Source organism: uncultured Agrobacterium sp. (genome assembly GCF_913777885.1).
GTDB lineage: Bacteria > Pseudomonadota > Alphaproteobacteria > Rhizobiales > Rhizobiaceae > Agrobacterium.
Genome location: NZ_CAJYTV010000008.1, coordinates 61265 through 80104 on the forward strand (window position 1 = coordinate 61265; position 18840 = coordinate 80104).

The 18840-nt window shown below is 57.3% G+C and carries 18 protein-coding genes; 9 read left to right on the forward strand and 9 right to left on the reverse strand.

Features of this window, described 5'->3' with window-relative positions:
* Positions 1-123: 123 nt before the first annotated feature.
* Positions 124-1164 (forward strand): LacI family DNA-binding transcriptional regulator, encoded by a 1041-nt coding sequence (locus QZ869_RS05860; RefSeq protein ID WP_296014224.1) that lies wholly within the window; start codon positions 124-126, stop codon positions 1162-1164.
* 39 nt (positions 1165-1203) lie between these two features.
* Here QZ869_RS05860 and QZ869_RS05865 read toward each other — a convergent pair whose 3' ends face one another.
* From QZ869_RS05865 to QZ869_RS05885, 5 genes are all read right to left on the reverse strand, one after another.
* Positions 1204-3207 (reverse strand): aldo/keto reductase, encoded by a 2004-nt coding sequence (locus QZ869_RS05865; RefSeq protein WP_296103191.1) that lies wholly within the window; start codon positions 3205-3207, stop codon positions 1204-1206.
* 34 nt (positions 3208-3241) lie between these two features.
* Positions 3242-4324 carry an ABC transporter ATP-binding protein gene (locus tag QZ869_RS05870; protein WP_296103195.1) on the reverse strand — a complete coding sequence of 361 codons (1083 nt, stop codon included), beginning with the start codon at positions 4322-4324 and terminating at the stop codon, positions 3242-3244.
* 15 nt (positions 4325-4339) lie between these two features.
* Positions 4340-5176, reverse strand: coding sequence for a carbohydrate ABC transporter permease (locus QZ869_RS05875; RefSeq protein ID WP_296014220.1), 837 nt, complete (start codon positions 5174-5176; stop codon positions 4340-4342).
* Positions 5173-6033, reverse strand: a complete 861-nt coding sequence (locus tag QZ869_RS05880) for a carbohydrate ABC transporter permease (protein WP_296014219.1) — start codon at positions 6031-6033, stop codon at positions 5173-5175. The genes QZ869_RS05875 and QZ869_RS05880 overlap by 4 nt, the downstream gene beginning before the upstream one ends.
* A 91-nt stretch (positions 6034-6124) precedes the next feature.
* The gene (locus QZ869_RS05885; RefSeq protein WP_296103198.1) at positions 6125-7396 is read right to left on the reverse strand and encodes a sugar ABC transporter substrate-binding protein; all 1272 of its coding nucleotides are present in this window, start codon (positions 7394-7396) and stop codon (positions 6125-6127) included.
* A gap of 86 nt (positions 7397-7482) precedes the next feature.
* On the opposite strand from QZ869_RS05885, the gene QZ869_RS05890 reads away from it, so the two are divergent.
* From QZ869_RS05890 to recX, 4 genes are all read left to right on the forward strand, one after another.
* A complete protein-coding gene (locus tag QZ869_RS05890) occupies positions 7483-8376 on the forward strand; it encodes a helix-turn-helix domain-containing protein (RefSeq protein ID WP_296103200.1) in 894 nt (297 codons plus the stop codon).
* 209 nt (positions 8377-8585) lie between these two features.
* The gene (locus QZ869_RS05895) at positions 8586-8816 is read left to right on the forward strand and encodes a helix-turn-helix domain-containing protein (protein WP_296014214.1); all 231 of its coding nucleotides are present in this window, start codon (positions 8586-8588) and stop codon (positions 8814-8816) included.
* 185 nt (positions 8817-9001) lie between these two features.
* The gene (locus tag QZ869_RS05900; RefSeq protein WP_296103202.1) at positions 9002-10249 is read left to right on the forward strand and encodes an adenylate/guanylate cyclase domain-containing protein; all 1248 of its coding nucleotides are present in this window, start codon (positions 9002-9004) and stop codon (positions 10247-10249) included.
* Position 10250: 1 nt separating this feature from the next.
* Positions 10251-10796 carry a recombination regulator RecX gene (gene recX, locus QZ869_RS05905; protein ID WP_296103204.1) on the forward strand — a complete coding sequence of 182 codons (546 nt, stop codon included), beginning with the start codon at positions 10251-10253 and terminating at the stop codon, positions 10794-10796.
* Positions 10797-10806: 10 nt separating this feature from the next.
* Here the strand turns inward: recX and QZ869_RS05910 are convergent, their stop codons facing one another.
* The 4 genes from QZ869_RS05910 to QZ869_RS05925 form a co-directional block, all read right to left on the reverse strand.
* Positions 10807-11193, reverse strand: coding sequence for a cytochrome c family protein (locus QZ869_RS05910; protein WP_296039135.1), 387 nt, complete (start codon positions 11191-11193; stop codon positions 10807-10809).
* A 101-nt stretch (positions 11194-11294) separates the two neighbouring features.
* Entirely contained in the window at positions 11295-11825 is a 531-nt protein-coding gene (locus QZ869_RS05915; RefSeq protein WP_296014207.1) for a DUF992 domain-containing protein, read from the reverse strand.
* 205 nt (positions 11826-12030) lie between these two features.
* Positions 12031-12852, reverse strand: a complete 822-nt coding sequence (locus QZ869_RS05920; RefSeq protein WP_296103207.1) for an endonuclease/exonuclease/phosphatase family protein — start codon at positions 12850-12852, stop codon at positions 12031-12033.
* Between the two features lie 48 nt (positions 12853-12900).
* On the reverse strand, positions 12901-14361 hold the full coding sequence (locus QZ869_RS05925; protein WP_296103627.1) for a phospholipase D-like domain-containing protein: 1461 nt from the start codon (positions 14359-14361) through the stop codon (positions 12901-12903).
* Between the two features lie 125 nt (positions 14362-14486).
* Between QZ869_RS05925 and QZ869_RS05930 the strand changes: the two genes are divergently transcribed.
* The 4 genes from QZ869_RS05930 to QZ869_RS05945 all read left to right on the forward strand — a co-directional run bounded on the left by QZ869_RS05930 (position 14487) and on the right by QZ869_RS05945 (position 18835).
* On the forward strand, positions 14487-15797 hold the full coding sequence (locus tag QZ869_RS05930; RefSeq protein WP_296080200.1) for a murein L,D-transpeptidase family protein: 1311 nt from the start codon (positions 14487-14489) through the stop codon (positions 15795-15797).
* Positions 15773-16027, forward strand: a complete 255-nt coding sequence (locus QZ869_RS05935; protein WP_296103209.1) for a sulfurtransferase TusA family protein — start codon at positions 15773-15775, stop codon at positions 16025-16027. The genes QZ869_RS05930 and QZ869_RS05935 overlap by 25 nt, the downstream gene beginning before the upstream one ends.
* A 118-nt stretch (positions 16028-16145) precedes the next feature.
* Positions 16146-16964: an N-formylglutamate amidohydrolase gene (locus tag QZ869_RS05940; RefSeq protein ID WP_296103211.1), complete on the forward strand. Its 819-nt coding sequence runs from the start codon at positions 16146-16148 to the stop codon at positions 16962-16964.
* Complete coding sequence (locus tag QZ869_RS05945; RefSeq protein ID WP_296103213.1) at positions 16961-18835, forward strand: flavohemoglobin expression-modulating QEGLA motif protein; 1875 nt, start codon at positions 16961-16963, stop codon at positions 18833-18835. The genes QZ869_RS05940 and QZ869_RS05945 overlap by 4 nt, the downstream gene beginning before the upstream one ends.
* The last annotated feature ends 5 nt before the right edge of the window (positions 18836-18840 follow it).

An 18840-nucleotide genomic window follows, 5' to 3' on the forward strand; every position in this document is an offset into this window, starting at 1 on the left:
CTGCGCGCAAACTCCTCTTTGCGCTACCAGCTTTCGTAAACGTTTACGAGACTATGCTTAAGGTGCTAGATGTGTCAAGACCATAGTGAAAGGCTTCTCAATTCCGGAGCCGGGAGGACATGCATGAAGGGCATACGCCAGCTCGCAGACTATCTGGATATCTCCATCGGCACCGTATCCCGCGCCTTGAACGGCAAGCCGGACGTGAATGACGATACCCGCCGCAAGGTTCTGGAGGCAGCCGAAAAGCTCGGTTATGTCGCGAACCAGTCTGGACGGAGTCTGAGACAGGGAACGACCAACGTCATTGGCCTGATGACAGGCAGCGATGCGCAGACTGTCGAGAATGCAGACAACTTCTTCCTCGGCCTGACGGATGGGCTGCAAAGCGTGTTTTCCGCCCACAATCTCGATCTCATTGTGCTGCCTTGTCCGGCCGAAGAAGATCCGGATGAATATTTAAAGCGGATGGTAGCGCGGCGCATGGTCGATGCGATGGTCATCTCCTCCACCAGCAGGATCGACAAGCGTGTCGATTTCCTCAAGCAGACACGGCTTCCCTTTGTCACTCTTGGGCGAACGGGTTCCAGCACCGATCACGCCTGGATCGATCTCGATTTCGAAGGCGTGGCGAGAACCGCCGTGCTTCGTCTTGCCGCTGCAGGTCATCGTTCAATAGCCGTTGCTGCACCAGATACCGATATCAACCTCGGCTACGTCTTCCTGGAGGGGTATCGCAAGGGTCTGCAGGAAGCTTCGCTCCCCTATGACGACCAACTCATCATCCGCGCCAAGTCCAGCGAACAGGGTGGCTATCACGCGGCAAGCGAATGGCTGCAAATGCGCCCGCGCCCAACGGCGCTTATTCTGATCTACGAATTGATGGCAATCGGTCTCTACCGGCGCTTGGCCGAGGTCAACCTTCGCGCCGGACAAGATCTCGCCGTGATCGGCTTTCGCGAAGGACCGAGCGGCCAGTTTCTCGAACCGAGGCTCACAAGTTTTCGCATGTCGCTGCGTGATCTCGGCGTCTCTGTCGGCAAGACCCTGCTGTCGACCATGCCGGCTTATAGCAGCTTTTACCCCGATCAGCCAAAAAACATCATCTGGCCGATGCAGCTCATTCCGGGCGATAGCGATATCTCCGCCTCGCAATCCAAATGATATCCGGCCACCATTAGGAGGCCGGATATCCTCATTCACTCAAGCCTCAAGCCAACGGACCTGCTCAGGCGTCAGCTTGATGTCGAGCGCCGACAGGCTGTCTTCCAACTCGGCGATGGTCCGTGGACCGATCAGCGGGATGACCGGGAATGGCTGGGCGATCACATAGGCAAGTGCGATGTGGATCGGATGACGGCCAAGCTCCTTTGCGAGCTCGATGGCACGGTCACGGCGCTCGAAATTGCGCTCGGAGTACCAGACGCGCACGATCTCTTCGTCGTCGCGCTTGTCCCGGCCTGCTCTGTCCGTGAAGAAGCCTCGGCCTTGGCTTGACCAGGCAAAGTTTGGGATCTGGCGTTCTTTCGCCCACTCTTTCCAGGGCTCGTCAGACGCCGCCACGCATCCGGCCCAGATCGGGTCCAGCATCTCGGCCAGCGAGAAGTTGTTGGACAGCGCGCCGGGTGCTGTCTTGCCGGTCTTCTCAGCATAGGCAATCGCCTCATCCATGCGCTGGCGCGTCCAGTTCGAACCACCGAAAATGCCTCTGATGCGCCCGCGCTTCACCTCGGCATCCATGGCATCGACGAACTCACCCACAGGGACATCGGTATTGTCGCGATGCATGAAATAGATGTCGACATAATCCGTCTTCAGCCGGTTCAACGATTGGTCGAGCTGCTTGGCGATAACGTCAGGATAACAAAGCGGCGAATGCGCTCCCTTGCCGATCAGCACGATCTCTTCACGCGGAACGTTGCGGCTGGTGTGCCAGTCGCCGAAGATCGCTTCGGTCTTGCCGCCGCCATAGACGAAGGCTGTATCGAACAGATTGCCGCCTGCCTCGTAGAAGCTGTCGAGCGTCAGCGAGGCGGAGGCGAAGTTGGGAAAGAACTCGAAACCGAGCGCCACGACGGAGGCAGGCTTTGCAACGCCCGGAATCTGCCGCTTGGGCACGGAATTGCCGGGAGCGACCTTGCCGCCAGCGATGTTCAGAACTCGCTTGGCTGCGGTCTCCACACCATATTCCAGGCCGACCGATGCGCGCCACTGGTCCATGACCCTGAGATTCCCGAGCGTGTCGGCCCAGCTCATCCCAGGATAAGCAAATTCCGGTGATGTGTTGCGGATGGCCTCACCCGCCGCATCGACTTCGAACGAGTAAAGATAGCGATCTTCCGCCACATCGATGGTCTGGCGTTCCTTGCCCTTAATCACATCGATCTTGCCGACCCCGCCCTTATGGCCGGAGGCGAACCAGAAGTCTGGCACTTCGATGCGCCCTTCAGAGCCGATGATGCGCAGCACGTTATCCTGGTTTGCCATGATCGAGCAGGAGACTTCGGCTATGATATCATTCGGAAATTTCAGGACGGCGGACGCCCATTCATCGACGCCCGACTGACCGAGATGGGCGACGCCGGACACCTTGGTAGGCTCGATAAAAGGCTGACCGGAAGCGGCACCGGCAATTAGCCGTGCCATGGAAACCGGATAGCCTCCGACATCGAGAATGCCGCCACCGGCACTCTCATTGGCAAAAAGCCGATGATCAGCGCGGAAGCTGCCCATGCTGAAGCCGAAACTGGAACGGATAATCCGCACCTCGCCAATCGCGCCGCTCTTGACCAGGTCGACAATCTTGGCGGTCTGCGGATGCAGCCGGTACATATAGGCTTCGCCAACGAAGACCCCTGCCTTCTTGGCCTCATGAAAAATGGCATCGGCATCATAGGCCGAAAGCGCAATCGGCTTTTCCACCAGCACGTGCTTGCCCGCGCGGATCGCCTTGATGGCCCATTCCGCATGGCCGGTGTGCGGGGTTGCAATGTAGACCGCGTCTATCTCAGCATCCGATAGCAGCGCGTCGTAGCCATTGACGATGCGAGCGCCGGGGAAGCCATCGCTCAGTCCCGGGCGATCGGGGTTACGCGTGGCGATCGCGACTAGCTTGCCGGTGGTGGAGTGTGCAACGCCTTCGGCAAAGGTCTTTGCGATGGTGCCAGGTCCGATGATACCCCAGCGTATAGGTTTAAGGTCGGGCATTGTAGTCCTCATCTGCTTTTGATGGAAAATGGGATCAGCGTAGGCGCTTGCCACCGCTGTCGAAAAGGAAAGCCTTGTTGGCAGGAACAGAGACGGTAAGCCGATCGAGTTTACCGACATGCCGGGACTCGGGTCGCTCGATGACCAGCGGTAGCTGCTCCGCCAGATGGGCGTAGACATAGCTGGTGTTACCCAGATGTTCCGCGACATCTACCGCGACCGTCAAATCAGCAGCCTTGCCGGCATCCTCGAAATGCTCCGGACGAATGCCGAGAATTATAGGCGATCCGGTTCCGGGCCGTGCTGCAATCGGCAAGGTCAGTGAGAATGACGGCGCGTGGTCGAGGGTGATGGTTACGCCCTCGGCGGCTTCACCAGTGACGATGCCCGGCAGAAAATTCATCTTCGGCGATCCGACGAAGCCTGCAACAAATCGGTTTTCAGGATCATCATAGAGATCGAGCGGCGCACCGGCCTGCTCGATCTTGCCACCGCGCAGCACCACAATCTTGTCGGCAAGCGTCATAGCTTCTGTCTGATCGTGGGTCACGTAGATCATCGTGGTCCCGAGTTGCTTATGCAGCTTGGAGATTTCCACGCGCATCTGCACACGCAGCTCCGCATCGAGATTTGAGAGCGGTTCGTCGAACAGAAACACCTGCGGTTCGCGCACGATGGCCCGACCGATGGCAACACGCTGCCGCTGGCCGCCGGAAAGCTGCTTTGGCCTGCGCTGCATCAACTCGTTGATCTGAAGAATTTCGGCGGCACGCCGCACACGGGCTTCCGTATCCGTCTTCGGATTGCCGTTCATACGAAGGCCGAAGGAGAGGTTTTCTTCGACCGTCATATGCGGATAAAGCGCGTAAGATTGAAAGACCATCGCTATGCCACGATCGGCAGGTTCGGCATCGTTGACGACATCACCACCAATACTGATCTCCCCGTCGGAAATATCCTCAAGACCGGCAATCATGCGCAGGAGAGTTGATTTACCGCAGCCGGAGGGGCCGACAAAAACCACGAACTCGCCGTCCTCGATCTCCAGGTTCGCACCATGGATGACCTCCAGCGAACCATAACGTTTGACGACGTTTTTAAGTGAAAGTCCCGCCATGCGGCTCCTCCCGGATTACTTGACGGCGCCGGCAGAGATGCCGGCGATGAAGTGGCGCTGCAACACCACGAAGATGACGAGAATGGGTGCGGTGAGCAGAACAGCACCTGCCATGATACCACCCCAGGAAACCTTGGTGAGCCCGATCAACGTGCCGAGGGCGACAGGTGCGGTCATCATGCCAGGCCGCGAATTGATCAGCAGTGGCCAGAGGTAGTTGTTCCAGGATGCCAGGAACAGGATGATCGAAAGGGCGGCCATCGTCGGGCGCGCAAGGGGAAGCGCTATGCGCAGGAAGATTTGCCACTCCTTTACCCCTTCCACACGCGCTGCATCGAAAAGCTCACCCGGCATCATGGTGAAAGACTGGCGCATAAAGAGCACGCCGAGCGAGTTGAACAGCGGCGGTACGATCAGGGCTACCCATGTATTGGCAAGCTTGAATTCGCGAGCCACCATGATGAACTGCGGAATGACGACCACCGCATAAGGCAAGGTGATCGTACCGATAATGATAGCAACCACCACTGAGCGTCCGGCGAAGCGATAGCGCGCCAAGGCCCATCCGGCCATCGAGGTCAGCATGACGGAAAGAACCGTGTAGACCACCGCTACCGTAATCGAGATGAACATGGCCCGTAGAAAATCGGTATCGGCCTGGAGGTTCTGGAAATTCTCGATGAAATGCGTCGACGGGATCAACTCGATATTTGGGCTGAAGATGCCGTAATCCGGCATGGTGGAGAAGACGAACATCATCCACAGCGGGAAGAGCCAGATCAGCGCAAGCGGCGTCAGCGTCGCGTGCAGTGCTATTTTCTGCCAGAGAAGCGATCTCGATTTCGACCTCATTTCTGCTCCCTCCCGACCCAGAGATTGAAGAGCGATATGACGATGGCAAGCGCTGCGATCGTATAGGCAATAGCCGAGGCATAGCCGAAATTGAGCGAGGTGAAGCCCTGGCGGTAGAGGAAGATGCCAAGCGTCTCTGTTCCGCCACCCGGCCCACCGCGATTGGTGATAAGGAAAGGCTCGGTGAAGAGCTGCATCGTCCCGATGACCGACAACACCATGCAGAAGATGATGATGGGTTTGAGAAGCGGCAGCGTGATGTGAAAGAATTGTTGGCGCTTGCTGACCCTATCCAGCCGCGCCGCCTCATAGACGTCGCCTGGAATGGATTGCAGGCCAGCAAGAATGATGATCGCGTTATAGCCCGCCCACCGCCACGTCACGGCGATAATGATCAGCGCCATGGCGGCTGTGGCATTGTCGAACCACGATATGGGTGGGAGGCCGACATTCACCAGCATCTTGTTGATGATGCCGAAATCGGCACTGAACATCAGACGGAAGACGGCAGCATAGGCAACCTCACCCACGACAACCGGGGCGAAGAAGGCAAAGCGGTAAAGCGGTCTTGCCTTCAGCATCGGAGAATTGAGCAGCACGGCCATGATGGTGGCCAGCGCGATCATGATCGGCACCTGAATGACGAGGATGATCAGCGTGTTGTAAAGTGCGTTGTAGAATGCCGGGTCGCCGATCAGACGGCCCCAGTTCATCGTCGGCGCAAAGCGCCACGGATTGACGCGTGTGTTCTGGAACGACAGCAGAAACGAATTGATGATTGGCCAGAGCCAGAACGTCGTGAAGATCAAAAGATAGGGCGCGAGAAACGCGTAGGCGACCCTGGTTCTGATGGGCATCTTCACCTCCCGAATGATGATTGTGCATGAAGGCTGAGCCTATCCGGGCGCCCCATGCAAGGGGCGCCCGGCTCTGGTTCAGCTTGGGAGATCACTGTGCAGCCGGAAGACCCGTTGCGGATTCGATCTGCTTGGCGGCATCGTCGAGTGCCGTCTTGGCGTCCGGGTAACCGCCCGCCAGATATTTGGTCTGGACCGCACGGTAGATGCCTTCCGCATCCGACTGATAGGCCGTGCCTCTGCTCGGCTTGATCTTCGGCAGGGTCGCCAGAATATCCGTCCATACGGCCTGCCCGCCCCAATAGGGTTGCGGCTCCTTGACGAACGGATCGTTGACGGCAGACAGGAGCGACGGAACGAGGCCGAAGGATTTCAGCATCGTCACCTGGCCTTCATTCGTTGTCAGCGCATAGTCGACGAATTTCCACGCCGCTTCCTTGTTCTTGGAGACGGAGCTGATGGCAAGCGACGAGCCACCGAGGTTGGCCGCCCGAGGACCATCTGCCGTTAGGCTCGGCATGGGATAGACGCCCCACTTGCCGGAAAGGTCTGGAGAGCCGGAGCGGATCGAGCCTTCGTACCAGCCTCCATACATCTGGCTCGCGACCTTGCCTGCCGTGTTGGCCTGGATCTTTTCATCCCAGATCGCAGCTGTGATGATGCCCGCATCCTTCATCTGCTTCAGCTTTTCCAGCGTCGCAACGCAGGCCGGCTGATTGATGGTGATTGATTGCCCATCTGTCGAAAAGTAACCGCAGCCCTGCTCATTGGAGATCATGCGGAACCATTCGCTATCACCATTGAAGTCGGCCTGCGTCATGACCACGCCGGGATTGGCCTCCATGACCTTCTTGCCGGCGGCAATGAAATTGTCCCAGGTCTTGATGGTCGCCGGATCCACACCGGCCTTTTCATAGAAGTCACGGCGGTAGAAAACGGCAACAGGACCGGAGTCCCACGGAACGGCATAGGCGACGCCATCGACTTCCAGTTCCGTGCGTTTAAATTCAGGGAAAAGCGCCTGCTTTTCAGGCGTGTAACCGAGCGCGGTGACATCGGTAAAGCAATCCGGAAAGCGGCTCCAGAAAACTTCGGCCTCAAAGTTTTCAACGGTTACGATATCCGGCAGGCCCTCCCCGCCAGCGGCACAGGCGGCGAGCGCCTTATCATAAACCTGATTGTTGCCGAGATCCTGCACATCCACCTTGATGTCCGGATTGGCCTTGTTGAAGCCTTCCAAGGTAGATTTCAGCGCCGATGCGGCAACGTTCCAGCTCCAGATCGTGATGGTGGTTTGTGCGGATGCGGGTGCTGCCGCAAGCAGGGCAAGCGATACCGCCACGCCCGTCAATTTTAAGCACATTGAAAACCTCCCTTTTTCAATTGCCGTTCTTAAGCGAACATGCGCAGATTAGCGGGGTGGCGAAATCTGTCTCGTAAAAAGGGAACGTGAATTTGTCGAAAAGTAAGATCGATGAAAAAGCCGTCTATCAGCCGGGTGCGAGCAGCATCGAAGGGTGGCCAACGACGCTGCAGTTTTTCTACGACCATCCGCCCGTCATGCTGATGCCCCACTGGCACGCGCAGGTCGAGGTCAATTATGTCATGTCGGGAAGCGTTCACTATCGCATGGGCGACCATACGTTCCGGATGGGCGCCGGGCAAATGTGCCTGTTCTGGGGCGGGCAACCGCATCAGATGGACGAATCCTCAGATGATTCCTTTTACGCTGGCGCACATCTGCCACTTTTTCACTTTTTCCGAATGCGCTTGCCACGGGCTGTATCGGCCATGCTGATGGGTGGCGCGACTATGCTGACCGACGTCACAGGAAAGGCGGATGACGAGAACTTCGCCCGATGGCGGGAATATGCTAAATCCGGCGATACGGCAAAGGCGCAACATGCGGTCGAGGAGTTGATCCTGCGCGTCGAGCGCATGTTCATGGAGCCCTACGACGTGATCTCTTCGGCGGCCTCAGCCGCCAATACCACGAGCCAGGAAAACGCTGCATCTGTTGCCGTTGCACGCATGTGCGATTTTATCGCCGCCAACTTCCTCGACGATATTGATGCGACGGATATTGCCCGAGTGGCCAACCTGCACCCGAAATATGCCATGAACCTGTTCCGCAAATCGACGGGCATGACGCTGATGAAATATCTGACGCTTCTGCGCCTGTCACGGGCGCAGGCCATGCTGGTGAATGGCAAGGAGAGCATTCTGAGCATCGCGATGGAAAGCGGCTTTGGATCGGTCAGCGCATTCAACAAGGCGTTTCGCCAGATTGCCGGTATTCCGCCATCAGGCTTCCGGCGCGGCAGCAATGGCTATTTTCAGTAGCCGCAGGGCTATTGCTGTCTCAAGCCTGCGACGGACCGTGAGATGGCAAAACCGTTAATCGCAATTTAACTATTGCATGTGCGTCAAAGATGGCTATTTTCCCTGCTGCGCTGCAACATCATCTCTCCTTTGCAGCGCAGTCGCATGCAATCAACGCGACGGCACTCGCCGCCGACACATCCGTGTCCATTCTTTCAGGGAGATTTTCAATGACGATTTCCGTCTCAACATCTTTTACAGCACACGAAGCCAATGCGCCTTTTGCAGGTAAAATCGCTTCAGCCCGTAATGCAGCAGGCTATACGGTCGATCAACTGGCCTTGACCTGTGGACTGACAACTCAGGAAATTCTTGCGCTTGAAACGGGCGCAGACAGCGACCCATCGCGCCTCAAGCGCGTTGCCAACGCGCTCCAGATTCCTCTGGCTGCCGTTCTTTAAAGACCTGAACACACGCCGATCGACGAAGGGCGCTTGCGGCTGATGCCAATGCAAGCGCCTTTTTCACATACAATATTTCTTATCCTCTTCGCTCTTCCATTTTCCGCTATGATGCACCAAATGCCCTGCATGGAGTGGGAGCGCTGCCGCCTCTTCAAGCATGTTAAGGCGAAGGAGGCGAGCATATGGCCCTTGTTGACAGCGTAGAGATTTCAGACCCAGTCGAAAACAACGCGCTCTGGCCACACCAGAGAAGCAATGTGCTCGACTGGCTCGTCACACAGACCAGCGGCAATCGCTATATCGACAATATATTCGTCGAAATGTGCGTGCGCCTGAGAGATCAGGGCGTCTCTATTGCACGCGCATCGATGAACTTCCTTGTCCAGCATCCACAATGGCGCGGCGCTCGTATCCTTTGGCGCAATGGCCAGCCGGAAGCGGCATTCGACACCTATGCCTATGGCAGCGAAACGGCGGCGGAATATCTGAACAGCCCCTTGTACGATATCCATAACGGGGCGGAGGAAGTCCGTCAGGCGCTCCATGGACCAGGCGTCATCGAGCGGGACTACCAGATTTATCGCGATCTACGCCAAGAAGACCTGACAGACTATGTGGCCTGGCCGCTCCAACACACATTCGGCAAGCGCCATGTGGTGACATTTGCCAGCGACCGGCCGAACGGATTTCTGGCGTCCGAAATCGAAACGCTGAAAAGTCTGGTGCCGGCGATCGCGCTGGTTTCGGAAATTCGTCTGAAAAATCGTATGGCTCGCACATTGCTTGAAACCTATGTCGGGCCCCATGCCAGTCAGGAAATTCTGGACGGGGCAACCCGCAGAGGAAGCGGCAACACGGTAAGCGCTGTCATCATGATCTGCGATTTGCGGGACTTTACCCGGATCTCCGACTTGTGGCCGCGCGATGACGTGATCGAATTGCTGAACGGCTATTTCGATGCGATGGCGGAGCCGATCGAGAAACACGGCGGTGAAATCCTCAAATTCATGGGCGATGGCCTGCTGGCAATCTTCCCGTTGAACAATGCCGATGCCGCCACCAATCTGATTGCAGCTATTGGCGAGGCGCAGGAAGGGCTTAAAAAGCTGAATGAAAACAATATCAAAAGAGGCCATGAGCCCTTCGGCTACGGGATTGGCGTTCACGTCGGCGATGTCATGTACGGCAATATCGGCTCCCGGACCCGTCTCGATTTCACGGTGATTGGCCCGGCAGTCAATATCGCTTCACGGCTGGAAACCCTGACGAAGACCGTCGGCAGGCGCGTTCTTCTGTCCGAGGACTTCGTCAGCATGCTGGAGGACAAGAGCACGTTCGAGAGCCTCGGCCCGCGCCTGCTGCGAGGCCTTGAACATCCGATCGGTGTCTACGCCCTGCGAAACTCCACGATCGACCCATCCACGGCATGACATGAGCGACGACGAGACTGAAAGCGCCCCGACGAGCCGGATGCTGTCCTGGGCCAGAAATTCCACAATCTATCGTCTCGAAAAGCGGATGATGACGGAGCGTCAGCTGTTCGACGCCATTTCACGTAAGGCAAAGGAGAAGTTCCAGGATATTTCCACGTCACAAGTGCAGGCGCTTGCCGAGTCAGCGGTTCGCTTTGCCTATGAGATCAAGGCGCTCGACGATAATGCCTTTGCCGAAATCACCACGCGCTCTGGCGTCAGGAGCGGCAGATCCAGGCGCGCCATTGCACAGAAACTGACCCAGAAAGGCGTGAGTAGAGATATTGCAGAGCACGCACTTGCAGACAGCGATGATCTCTACGCAGCCGTCGTTCTGGCGCGCAAGCGACGCTTCGGTCCGTTTCGCCGGGACGATGAGGTGGATGAAAAACGCATGAGCAAGGAAATCTCGGCCTTTGCCCGCAACGGCTACAGTTTCGACATCGCTAATCGGGTGTATGCCATGTCCATCGAGGAGGCAGAGGAGATCCTCGGTTCGCGGTGATCAAAAGGCGTCACGGCGCAGGCTTTGTCTTCAGATAGGCAATGATATTGTCGATTTCGGTGGCGCTCCACAGACCGAAGAAGCGCATAGAAGTGCCAGGTACCTTCTTCTTCGGGCTGGAAAGAAACTCTCTTAATGCCGCTTCATCCCAGACAAGACCGCTGGCTCCAGCGTCCTTCATCGCTTGCGAGTAATTGGGATAATCCGCCACGGAGCCGGCACGGCGACCGACGACACCCATCAGATGCGGACCAAGGCGTGTTCGGGGGTTGTCGATGTTGTGGCAACTGGCGCATTTGCCAAAAGCACGTTCACCTTCCACCGGATCGCCTTCGGCGCTGACGCTCGCGACAGATAACGTGAGCAGAAACGCTGCGGCAGATAGGGTCGCCTTCATGAAACTCCTCGTTCGCTCTCACAGAAATGCCCTCCCCGCCATTATAGCGAGAAGGGCAGTCTCTTTCATGCGGCATTTTGACGTGGCCGCAGAAATGACGATCAACCGTTGGCCGGTGTCAGGGTGACCGAAGTGCCCGTTGCGGCGAGGTTCAGACCAACCTGGCCGGTGACGCTGACGGTCTGAAGCTGGATGGAGCCAGCCGTGCCACCGACCAGAACGTTTGCACCGACGCCAACACCAAGCGTCGCTTCAGCCGTAGCGCCCTGATAGAGGCCGGAGAGCGAACCGCGATGGTAGCCGGCGGTCGGAGCGAACACGGCCCATACGAGCTTGCCTTGCGTGGTGAAGCCCAGGTCAACACCCATCTTGCGGATGACGCCAGTGTAGACGTCCGTGCGACGCGCGCCAACCGTGGACTTGAACGTGCATTCCAGTTCCTTGGCAGAACCGATGACATAGCCGACACCGCCGCCAACGTCGCAGGTCAGGTAACCAATCTTGACGCCGTTGCGATCATCGCTGTCCTGATAGGTCTCGCGATAAGGCGCCAGATCTGCGGCGACCGCGCTCAAAGGACCGCTCAGTCCAAGCGTGACAGCGGCAAACGTTACGGCAAAAGTCTTTTTCATCTGTTTTCTCCTGTTTAATTATGACCCGCGGCAGCCCGGATGTCTTTGTTGGACATTCAATTGCGCACCACCAAGATTGGTTCCAACGAAATGGCTCGAACCGTTCGAGGCAAACGGGGATTCTTTGCAATCGTCCCTATTGAGGTATCTGAGTAGGCATTCATTTGGGCGGGATCAGGGCATTTTAAACCAGCATGATGCAGGTCTACTTCGCCACAGGACCATCCAGGAGTGCGGTATTGATCGTCGCCTTCAAAGGCAAATGATCGGAGGCCACACGCGCTAGAGCGCTATCGTGCGCTTCGACCTTCTCGATCATGCCGTCACGATTGGCAATGATCCGATCCAGCGCAAGCACTGGCAGCCCAGAAGGAAAACTCGGCACTGCGGGCGGCAAGGTGCCGAAGGCATCACGAAAGGTATTGAGAGATGACCCGTTACCAAGCCGCCATTCATTCAGGTCGCCCATCAGCACGGTCGGCTGTGTCTCACGCGCGTTGAGCAGTTCCACCAGGGCTCGAGCCTGTTGCGCGCGAGAGTGCCGCAGCAAGCCGAAATGCGCTGCTATCACACGCAAGGTTCCAGCCGCCTTTAGATCGAGCTCCACAACTAGCGCGCCGCGAGGCTCAAGCCCCGGGAGCTTGACCGTGTGAACGTCGCGGACGGCACCTTCGCGAAACAGCACGACGTTGCCATGCCAGCCATGCGCCTTGCTGCCCCCGGAAACCGGCACCGGGGTAAGACCGCAATCACGTTCAAGCCGTCCGAGATCCAGAAGGCCCGTTCGTTCCCCGAAACGGCTGTCCGCCTCCTGCAATGCGACCACATCGGCCCGCAACTCGTGGATCACCCTGCTGATCCGGTCGGGATCGAATTTGCCATCACGACCGACGCACTTGTGAACATTGTAGGATGCAACGACGGGGGAGGTTTGCTCTGCCGCAATCTGGTCCGGACATCGCCTGTTCTTGCGGTTGCGCAGCGACGACATAAAGACTGCGGGGAGGCTATCGTTCTTCGGTCGCATCGGTTTCCTGTCTTGGATCGCGTGAAGGGTTTCAACTCGATCCCGGTGTCAAAGGTAAGGCGAAGCCAGCCACAATATCCGCTCTGTGAGACGAACAAAAAACGGTCTGGCCCTCAGTTCATCCAGCTTTACCGGTGTCGCGCCCTCCATGGCAGTCGCCATGCGCTCCGAGACCGTCGTTGCAAAGCCCTCGTCGAGAACTTCAATATCCACCTCAAAGTTCAATCTGAGCGAACGCGGATCGAGATTAGAGGAACCGACATAGGACCAGCGGTCGTCGATCACCAGCAGTTTGGAGTGGTTGAAGGGGCCCGTGGCACGCCAGATCCGGCAGTAACTCCTCAGCAACTGGTCGAACTGCGCCGTCATCGCCCTGTCGACCAGCATGAGATTATTGGTCGCCGGAACAATGATATCGACAATAACACCTCGTCTTGCCGCCGTCGTGAGGGCGGAAATCAGTTCGCGATCCGGCAGGAAATAGGGCGACATGATGTGGATAGAGGAACGGGCAATGGAAAAAGCGCCCATAAGCATCTTATGGCTGGTCTCGATGCTGTTATCGGGACCGGAAGCCACGGCGCGCATGAGGAGCGGTTGACCGGGAACGCCGTTCGGTATGGTGACGTCCCAGACAGGTCCGTCAAGACGCTCGCCACTGGCAAAGCCCCAATCCTCGGCGGCCACGGTGAAAAGGTCGGATACCACCGGCCCCTGGACCTTGAAATGGGTATCATGTGATTGCTTGTCGCCATGGAACTCGCGTGTGAAGCCTTCGCGAATATTCATGCCCCCGGTAAACGCAACCTTGCCATCGACGATCAGTATCTTGCGGTGCGTGCGCAGATTTGCATAGGGCAGCCGAAGCCCCATGATGACATTGCCGTTGAAGACAGCGGAGGGAATTTCTTCCAGCCGCAGCTTCGATAGTATGCTTGGCACAGAGTATCGCGCACCCACGGCGTCGACCAGAACACGGACTTCGACGCCCCTCTCCCTGGCCCGGGCCAGAGCTGCGACGAACCTCAGTCCTATCCGGTCGTGATCGAGAATATAGGTTTCCAGGATGATTGAACGACGGGCAAGACCGATGGCTTCGAGCATGGCCGCATAGGCCTGATCTCCATCGGACAGCGTTTCGATGGTGTTGCCGGTCGTCAGCGCCGCGCGCGTCACGCGGTCGCCAACAGTCTTCATGGCGACGAAACGGCGACCGAAACGCTCGACGACAAGACTGTTATCGGCATCGAAACGCGCCACCCGGTCCATGATCGTGCCATGCATCAACGATCGTTGTTGCCCCAGCGTGTTACGGCGGATGCGGTTGATGCCGGCGATGGCATAGAGCAAAGCGCCGATGATGGGAGAAAGCACAATAACGCCCACCCAGCCGAGGGCTGAACGGACTTCCTGCTTGGTCATGGTCGCATGCACCGCAGCCACAGTCCCCATGACAAGCGAGAGCAGTGCGAGAACGTGGGGCCAGTAAGCTTCAAACAATGCGATCATGCCATCAATATAGCGATGAAGGACCAAGCCGCAACGACCTGAATTGCGAGAGAAAACAACTGACTTGTAATCAAATCCAATTTACCTTAGGACCGTTCGACATCATGCAAATCGGTATGACGCCCATGCGTTTGAGACACATCGCTCTTCTTGCCTGCGCCGGTGTAATGCTCGCGGGCTGCAACGAAACGCTCGAAACCGTCGAGCGTGACGTGTCTCACGTCAAAAACAAGGTCGATTATCCTCTCTCCCCCACCATCCTTGCCGAGATGGACAAGAAGAACATGGATCGCAATGCGCCGATCATGATTCGCATCTTGAAGGAAGAAGGCAAGCTGGAAGTCTGGAAGGCGAGACGCGACAATCGCTTCGAGGTGATCGCTTCCTACGATATCTGCGCTTGGTCCGGCAAACTCGGACCAAAGGTCAAAGAGGGCGACCGTCAGGCACCGGAAGGATTCTACAATCTTTCGCCAGGGCACATGAACCCCTATTCAAATTATTATCTGTCGATCAATACCGGTTTTCCGAACCGCTACGATCAGGCGAACGGTCGCAATGGCACAAACCTGATGATCCATGGCGCGTGCTCGTCGTCGGGCTGCTACTCGATGACCGACGCACAGATGCTGGAGATCTACGCATTCGCACGGGACGCCTTCAAGGGCGGCCAGAAGACGATTCAGCTTCAGGCTTTGCCGTTCCGCATGACGGCGGAAAACATGGCTCGTCATCGTAAAAGCGAAAATTACGAATTCTGGAAGATGCTGAAGGTCGGCTACGATCATTTCGAAGTGACCAAGCGTCCACCGGACGTCAATTTCTGCGAGAAGAAGTACGTCTTCAACCAGCAGGCGCAGGGTGGTCAATTCAACGCGGCAGCCGCCTGCCCCGCAACAAGCACGCCGCCGGCGCTCGCAAGCGCGCTCGTCAGCTACAACAAGAGCTACGACCTTGCCTATGACAAGGCCATGAAAAAATTCGATGGCATGGTGTGGTACGATCCGACCGAAGCGGAACGCAAGGTGCTGGTGGCGGACAAGCGCAAGGGGCGTGAACCGGCATACGCACCGACGGGCTCTGCGCTGAAAGCCGGCAAGCTGATGAAGGAAACGGAATTTGCCGCACTGATGGAAAAGAAGGCGGCGAAGGGCATCTCGGCAACGGGAGCCACGGCGATCGCCGCTGCTTCGACATCTCCAGCAAGGCCAGCCGCACCGGCCTCTCAGCCGACGACATCTCAGCCGGCAACGCCCGCCCGCCCGTCTTCTATCATGCTGGCTGCAGCAGCGCAGGTGCCGCAACGCGCAGCACCGGCATCTGCAGCGGCAACGCAGAATGTGCCGGTTCCGACCGTCAATCCGCTGGCCTTCAGCGCACAGGAGCCGGAAGAACCGACAAAGAAGCCTTTTTGGAAATTCTGGGCCAAGGAGTGATTTTGGTCGCAAGGACCGTCTTTGATCTTAGAGGGCTCAAATGCCCTCTGCCTGTCCTACGCTGTCGCAAAAGGCTGGCCGCAATGGCCTCCGGAGACGAGGTGTTCGTGGAAACGACCGATCCTCTGGCGGTTATCGACATCCCTCATATGTGCCGGGAAGACGGCCATGCTCTTCTCGAGACCATCGATACGACAGACGGCCATCGCTTCCACATTCGCCGCGCTTGAAGAGATCGCCTGTCTAAGATCTCACGGGCCTGCAGCGGGGCCCTTCGTATCGGGATAGAGGTATCCTGGAACCAACGTTCTCGTCTTCGTGTTGTCCTGCGGACTCCATGAGGCGCAAATGACGAAAAACGGGACCCCATCCGAAATCATGCAGAAACAAATCTGGTCGGCATCTTTTGGCGGCTCTGCGATTGTTGGCACTGCGATCCATGACGGGCATCTTCTGCGAGAAGACCTCCTTGCCAGTATCGCACTTTCGAACGAGGAACGGCTCTATGAGGAGGACCCGTTCACTGGCGAGATGATCGGCGGGCTGACGAACCGGATCATCGGACACAGATCGCGCTTTGAAATCGATCTCAACAGGGCTCGCGATGCCGCCATCTATCTGACGCCAGACCAGTCCTGGGGCCTGGAGGTCTGGAATGAACCACCGTCAGAGGCGGCACTCGCTACGTCGCTTTCCGTTCACGACGACTACTATGCCATGCTTGCGTCCTTTCTCGACCGGATCGAGATGTCTCATGGGCGGTTTGTTCTACTGGATATTCACAGCTACAATCACCGTCGCGGTGGCCCGAATGGAGCGCCAACTCCTCAGGAGACAGCACCCGATATCAATATCGGTACGATCTCCATGGATCGAAGCCGATGGTCTTTTGTCGTGGACGCCGTGATGGCGCACTTTGCCTCGGCAGATATCGGTGGCCGCAAGTTGGATGTTCGTGAGAACGTTGCCTTTCAAGGGCGCGGCGAACAAACGCGATTCGTTCATGATAGATATCCACAGAACGGCTGCGCCATCGCAATCGAATTCAAGAAGATCTTCATGGACGAGTGGACGGGAAAGCCAGATACCCGCATCGTCTCAGACATTCGTCACGCTATAACTGAACTGGAACCGGTACTCGAGCGACTGCTGCGAGAGAGCCGATGAACAACGTTTCTTCGCTCAAAGCAACCGATGACATTCCATTATCGACGAAGATTGCCACGGCTCTGGCCGAAGGTCAGGCGATCCGCACAGATGTCGGCAAGGATGGCCGCCTCCACATCGACCGTCCCCTGCCATTCCTCTGCCTACACCTGACCTATGGCACAAAAAATCTGGCCGCACGCGACATCACGTCGTCGAACGCGTCCTATCTCATCGCATCGAGCCTCAGCGAGGCGGCACCCATCGTCCAAGCCGTCGGCGCGGAGATGATGAAGCGTTTCGGCGCCTTTATCGTACTGGACATTGGTGAACTGGAGCATGATATCCGGCTTGCCGACGATTCACCCTTCCTGCCGCATTACGAGGTTGCGGTTTCGGCCACAAGCGAACCCCAGACGCAGAACGCGCGAAAAGCCTTCATCAAGGCAATCTGCGATGCCGAAGTGCGTTTCCGCACACCGAGGATCACACGCCCGGAACCCAAGCAGGATCCAGTCCTTCGGCTGCAGGAAGCCGATGTTCCATTTCCCTGCGTCGGCGTTCGCTTTGCGCCTATCTATCGGCAACCGGAATCCGGGTCGGATTATCCGGGTCTGCGCGAGACGATGATTGCCGATCTTTTCGATGCGGGGCTGCGGGCCTTTGCAGCTTTTGCGGCGGACACCGAAACGCTGCGCATCACCACGCACCGGGCGCTTGGCCGAAAAGCCTTCGTAGACGCTGTGAGACGCGCGGACAGGTCCATTGACGAGATCGCTCAATCGTTCGATTTCCTACTTTCCGTCACGCCCATCAATGCCCGGCAAGCCTTCGATGAGTTCCAGCAAAGCGACTTTCAATATGCTCCGCATTTTCTCTATCGCCCGCTGGGCGTCGATGTCGAAGAGCAGAAGCGCAAACTTTACTCGGTCGCTTTCGATCATCTCGAAGACCCGGTCCTCTATCACCTCTACCGCGAAAAGCAGCAGGAAATAGACCTGCAGCTGACGATGCTGGCGCATATGCACAGGCGTCAATACACAGACTTCGGGCGGGCTCTTTACGGCTCCGTCGAGCCTGAACTCCTGACACTCGCATCGGACGTGCTCGCGCAGTGTAGAATGCCGGTCGATGAGGGCGAAATACCTTTGGTCGGCTGTTATGAGGTGGTGCAGAAATCCCGCGAGATGGTCGACGCCTATCATCACGAGGAACCGAGTTTCAGAGCACGCGTCGAAATTCGTGACGACCTTCCTCCGGGGCTGATGGTGACGGGCGAAAAGCTGCTTATCTCCCGCCATACGGTGATGGAACAACGGCGCGTCGACGCTCTCCTGCATCACGAAATAGGCGTCCATTTGCTGACCTACTTTAATGGTTCGGCTCAAGGACTGCGCCTGTTTCGTACCGGCCTGTCCGGTTATGAGGGTGTGCAGGAAGGTCTGGCCGTGCTGGCCGAACATCTGGCAGGCGGCATGACGCGTCAACGCTTGCGGCTGATTGCCGGACGCGTCGTTGCCTGCGCCGCCATGCTCGATGGTGCAACCTTTGTCGATACCTACCGGCTGATGACGCAACAACATGGGTTCGATGCGGCCAACGCATTCAATATGGTGCTGCGCATCTACCGCGGTGGCGGATTGCCGAAAGATGCGATTTATCTGCGCGGGCTGAACGAAGTCTTGCAGCACTTACGAAAAGGCGGCGCGCTCGACCCCTTCTGGATGGGCAAAATCTCGGCTGCTCATTTCCCGGTGATGCAGGAACTGTCTTTGCGTGGCCTCTTACGTCCACCCGGCATTCGACCGGCTTTTCTACTGTTACCGCGAGCCAATGAGAGACTCGAAAAAATACGATCGGGGCTTTCCATCGCCGAAATGGCCACACTTTGAGGGAG

Bases quoted from the DNA above. Each gene is read 5' to 3' on its own strand.
- QZ869_RS05860 (WP_296014224.1), top strand. From the start codon at position 124: ATGAAGGGCATACGCCAGCTCGCAGACTATCTGGATATCTCCATCGGC.
- QZ869_RS05865 (WP_296103191.1), bottom strand. From the start codon at position 3,207: ATGCCCGACCTTAAACCTATACGCTGGGGTATCATCGGACCTGGCACC.
- QZ869_RS05870 (WP_296103195.1), bottom strand. From the start codon at position 4,324: ATGGCGGGACTTTCACTTAAAAACGTCGTCAAACGTTATGGTTCGCTG.
- QZ869_RS05875 (WP_296014220.1), bottom strand. From the start codon at position 5,176: ATGAGGTCGAAATCGAGATCGCTTCTCTGGCAGAAAATAGCACTGCAC.
- QZ869_RS05880 (WP_296014219.1), bottom strand. From the start codon at position 6,033: ATGCCCATCAGAACCAGGGTCGCCTACGCGTTTCTCGCGCCCTATCTT.
- QZ869_RS05885 (WP_296103198.1), bottom strand. From the start codon at position 7,396: ATGTGCTTAAAATTGACGGGCGTGGCGGTATCGCTTGCCCTGCTTGCG.
- QZ869_RS05895 (WP_296014214.1), top strand. From the start codon at position 8,586: ATGACGATTTCCGTCTCAACATCTTTTACAGCACACGAAGCCAATGCG.
- QZ869_RS05900 (WP_296103202.1), top strand. From the start codon at position 9,002: ATGGCCCTTGTTGACAGCGTAGAGATTTCAGACCCAGTCGAAAACAAC.
- recX (WP_296103204.1), top strand. From the start codon at position 10,251: ATGAGCGACGACGAGACTGAAAGCGCCCCGACGAGCCGGATGCTGTCC.
- QZ869_RS05910 (WP_296039135.1), bottom strand. From the start codon at position 11,193: ATGAAGGCGACCCTATCTGCCGCAGCGTTTCTGCTCACGTTATCTGTC.
- QZ869_RS05915 (WP_296014207.1), bottom strand. From the start codon at position 11,825: ATGAAAAAGACTTTTGCCGTAACGTTTGCCGCTGTCACGCTTGGACTG.
- QZ869_RS05920 (WP_296103207.1), bottom strand. From the start codon at position 12,852: ATGCGACCGAAGAACGATAGCCTCCCCGCAGTCTTTATGTCGTCGCTG.
- QZ869_RS05925 (WP_296103627.1), bottom strand. From the start codon at position 14,361: ATGATCGCATTGTTTGAAGCTTACTGGCCCCACGTTCTCGCACTGCTC.
- QZ869_RS05930 (WP_296080200.1), top strand. From the start codon at position 14,487: ATGCGTTTGAGACACATCGCTCTTCTTGCCTGCGCCGGTGTAATGCTC.
- QZ869_RS05940 (WP_296103211.1), top strand. From the start codon at position 16,146: ATGACGAAAAACGGGACCCCATCCGAAATCATGCAGAAACAAATCTGG.
- QZ869_RS05945 (WP_296103213.1), top strand. From the start codon at position 16,961: ATGAACAACGTTTCTTCGCTCAAAGCAACCGATGACATTCCATTATCG.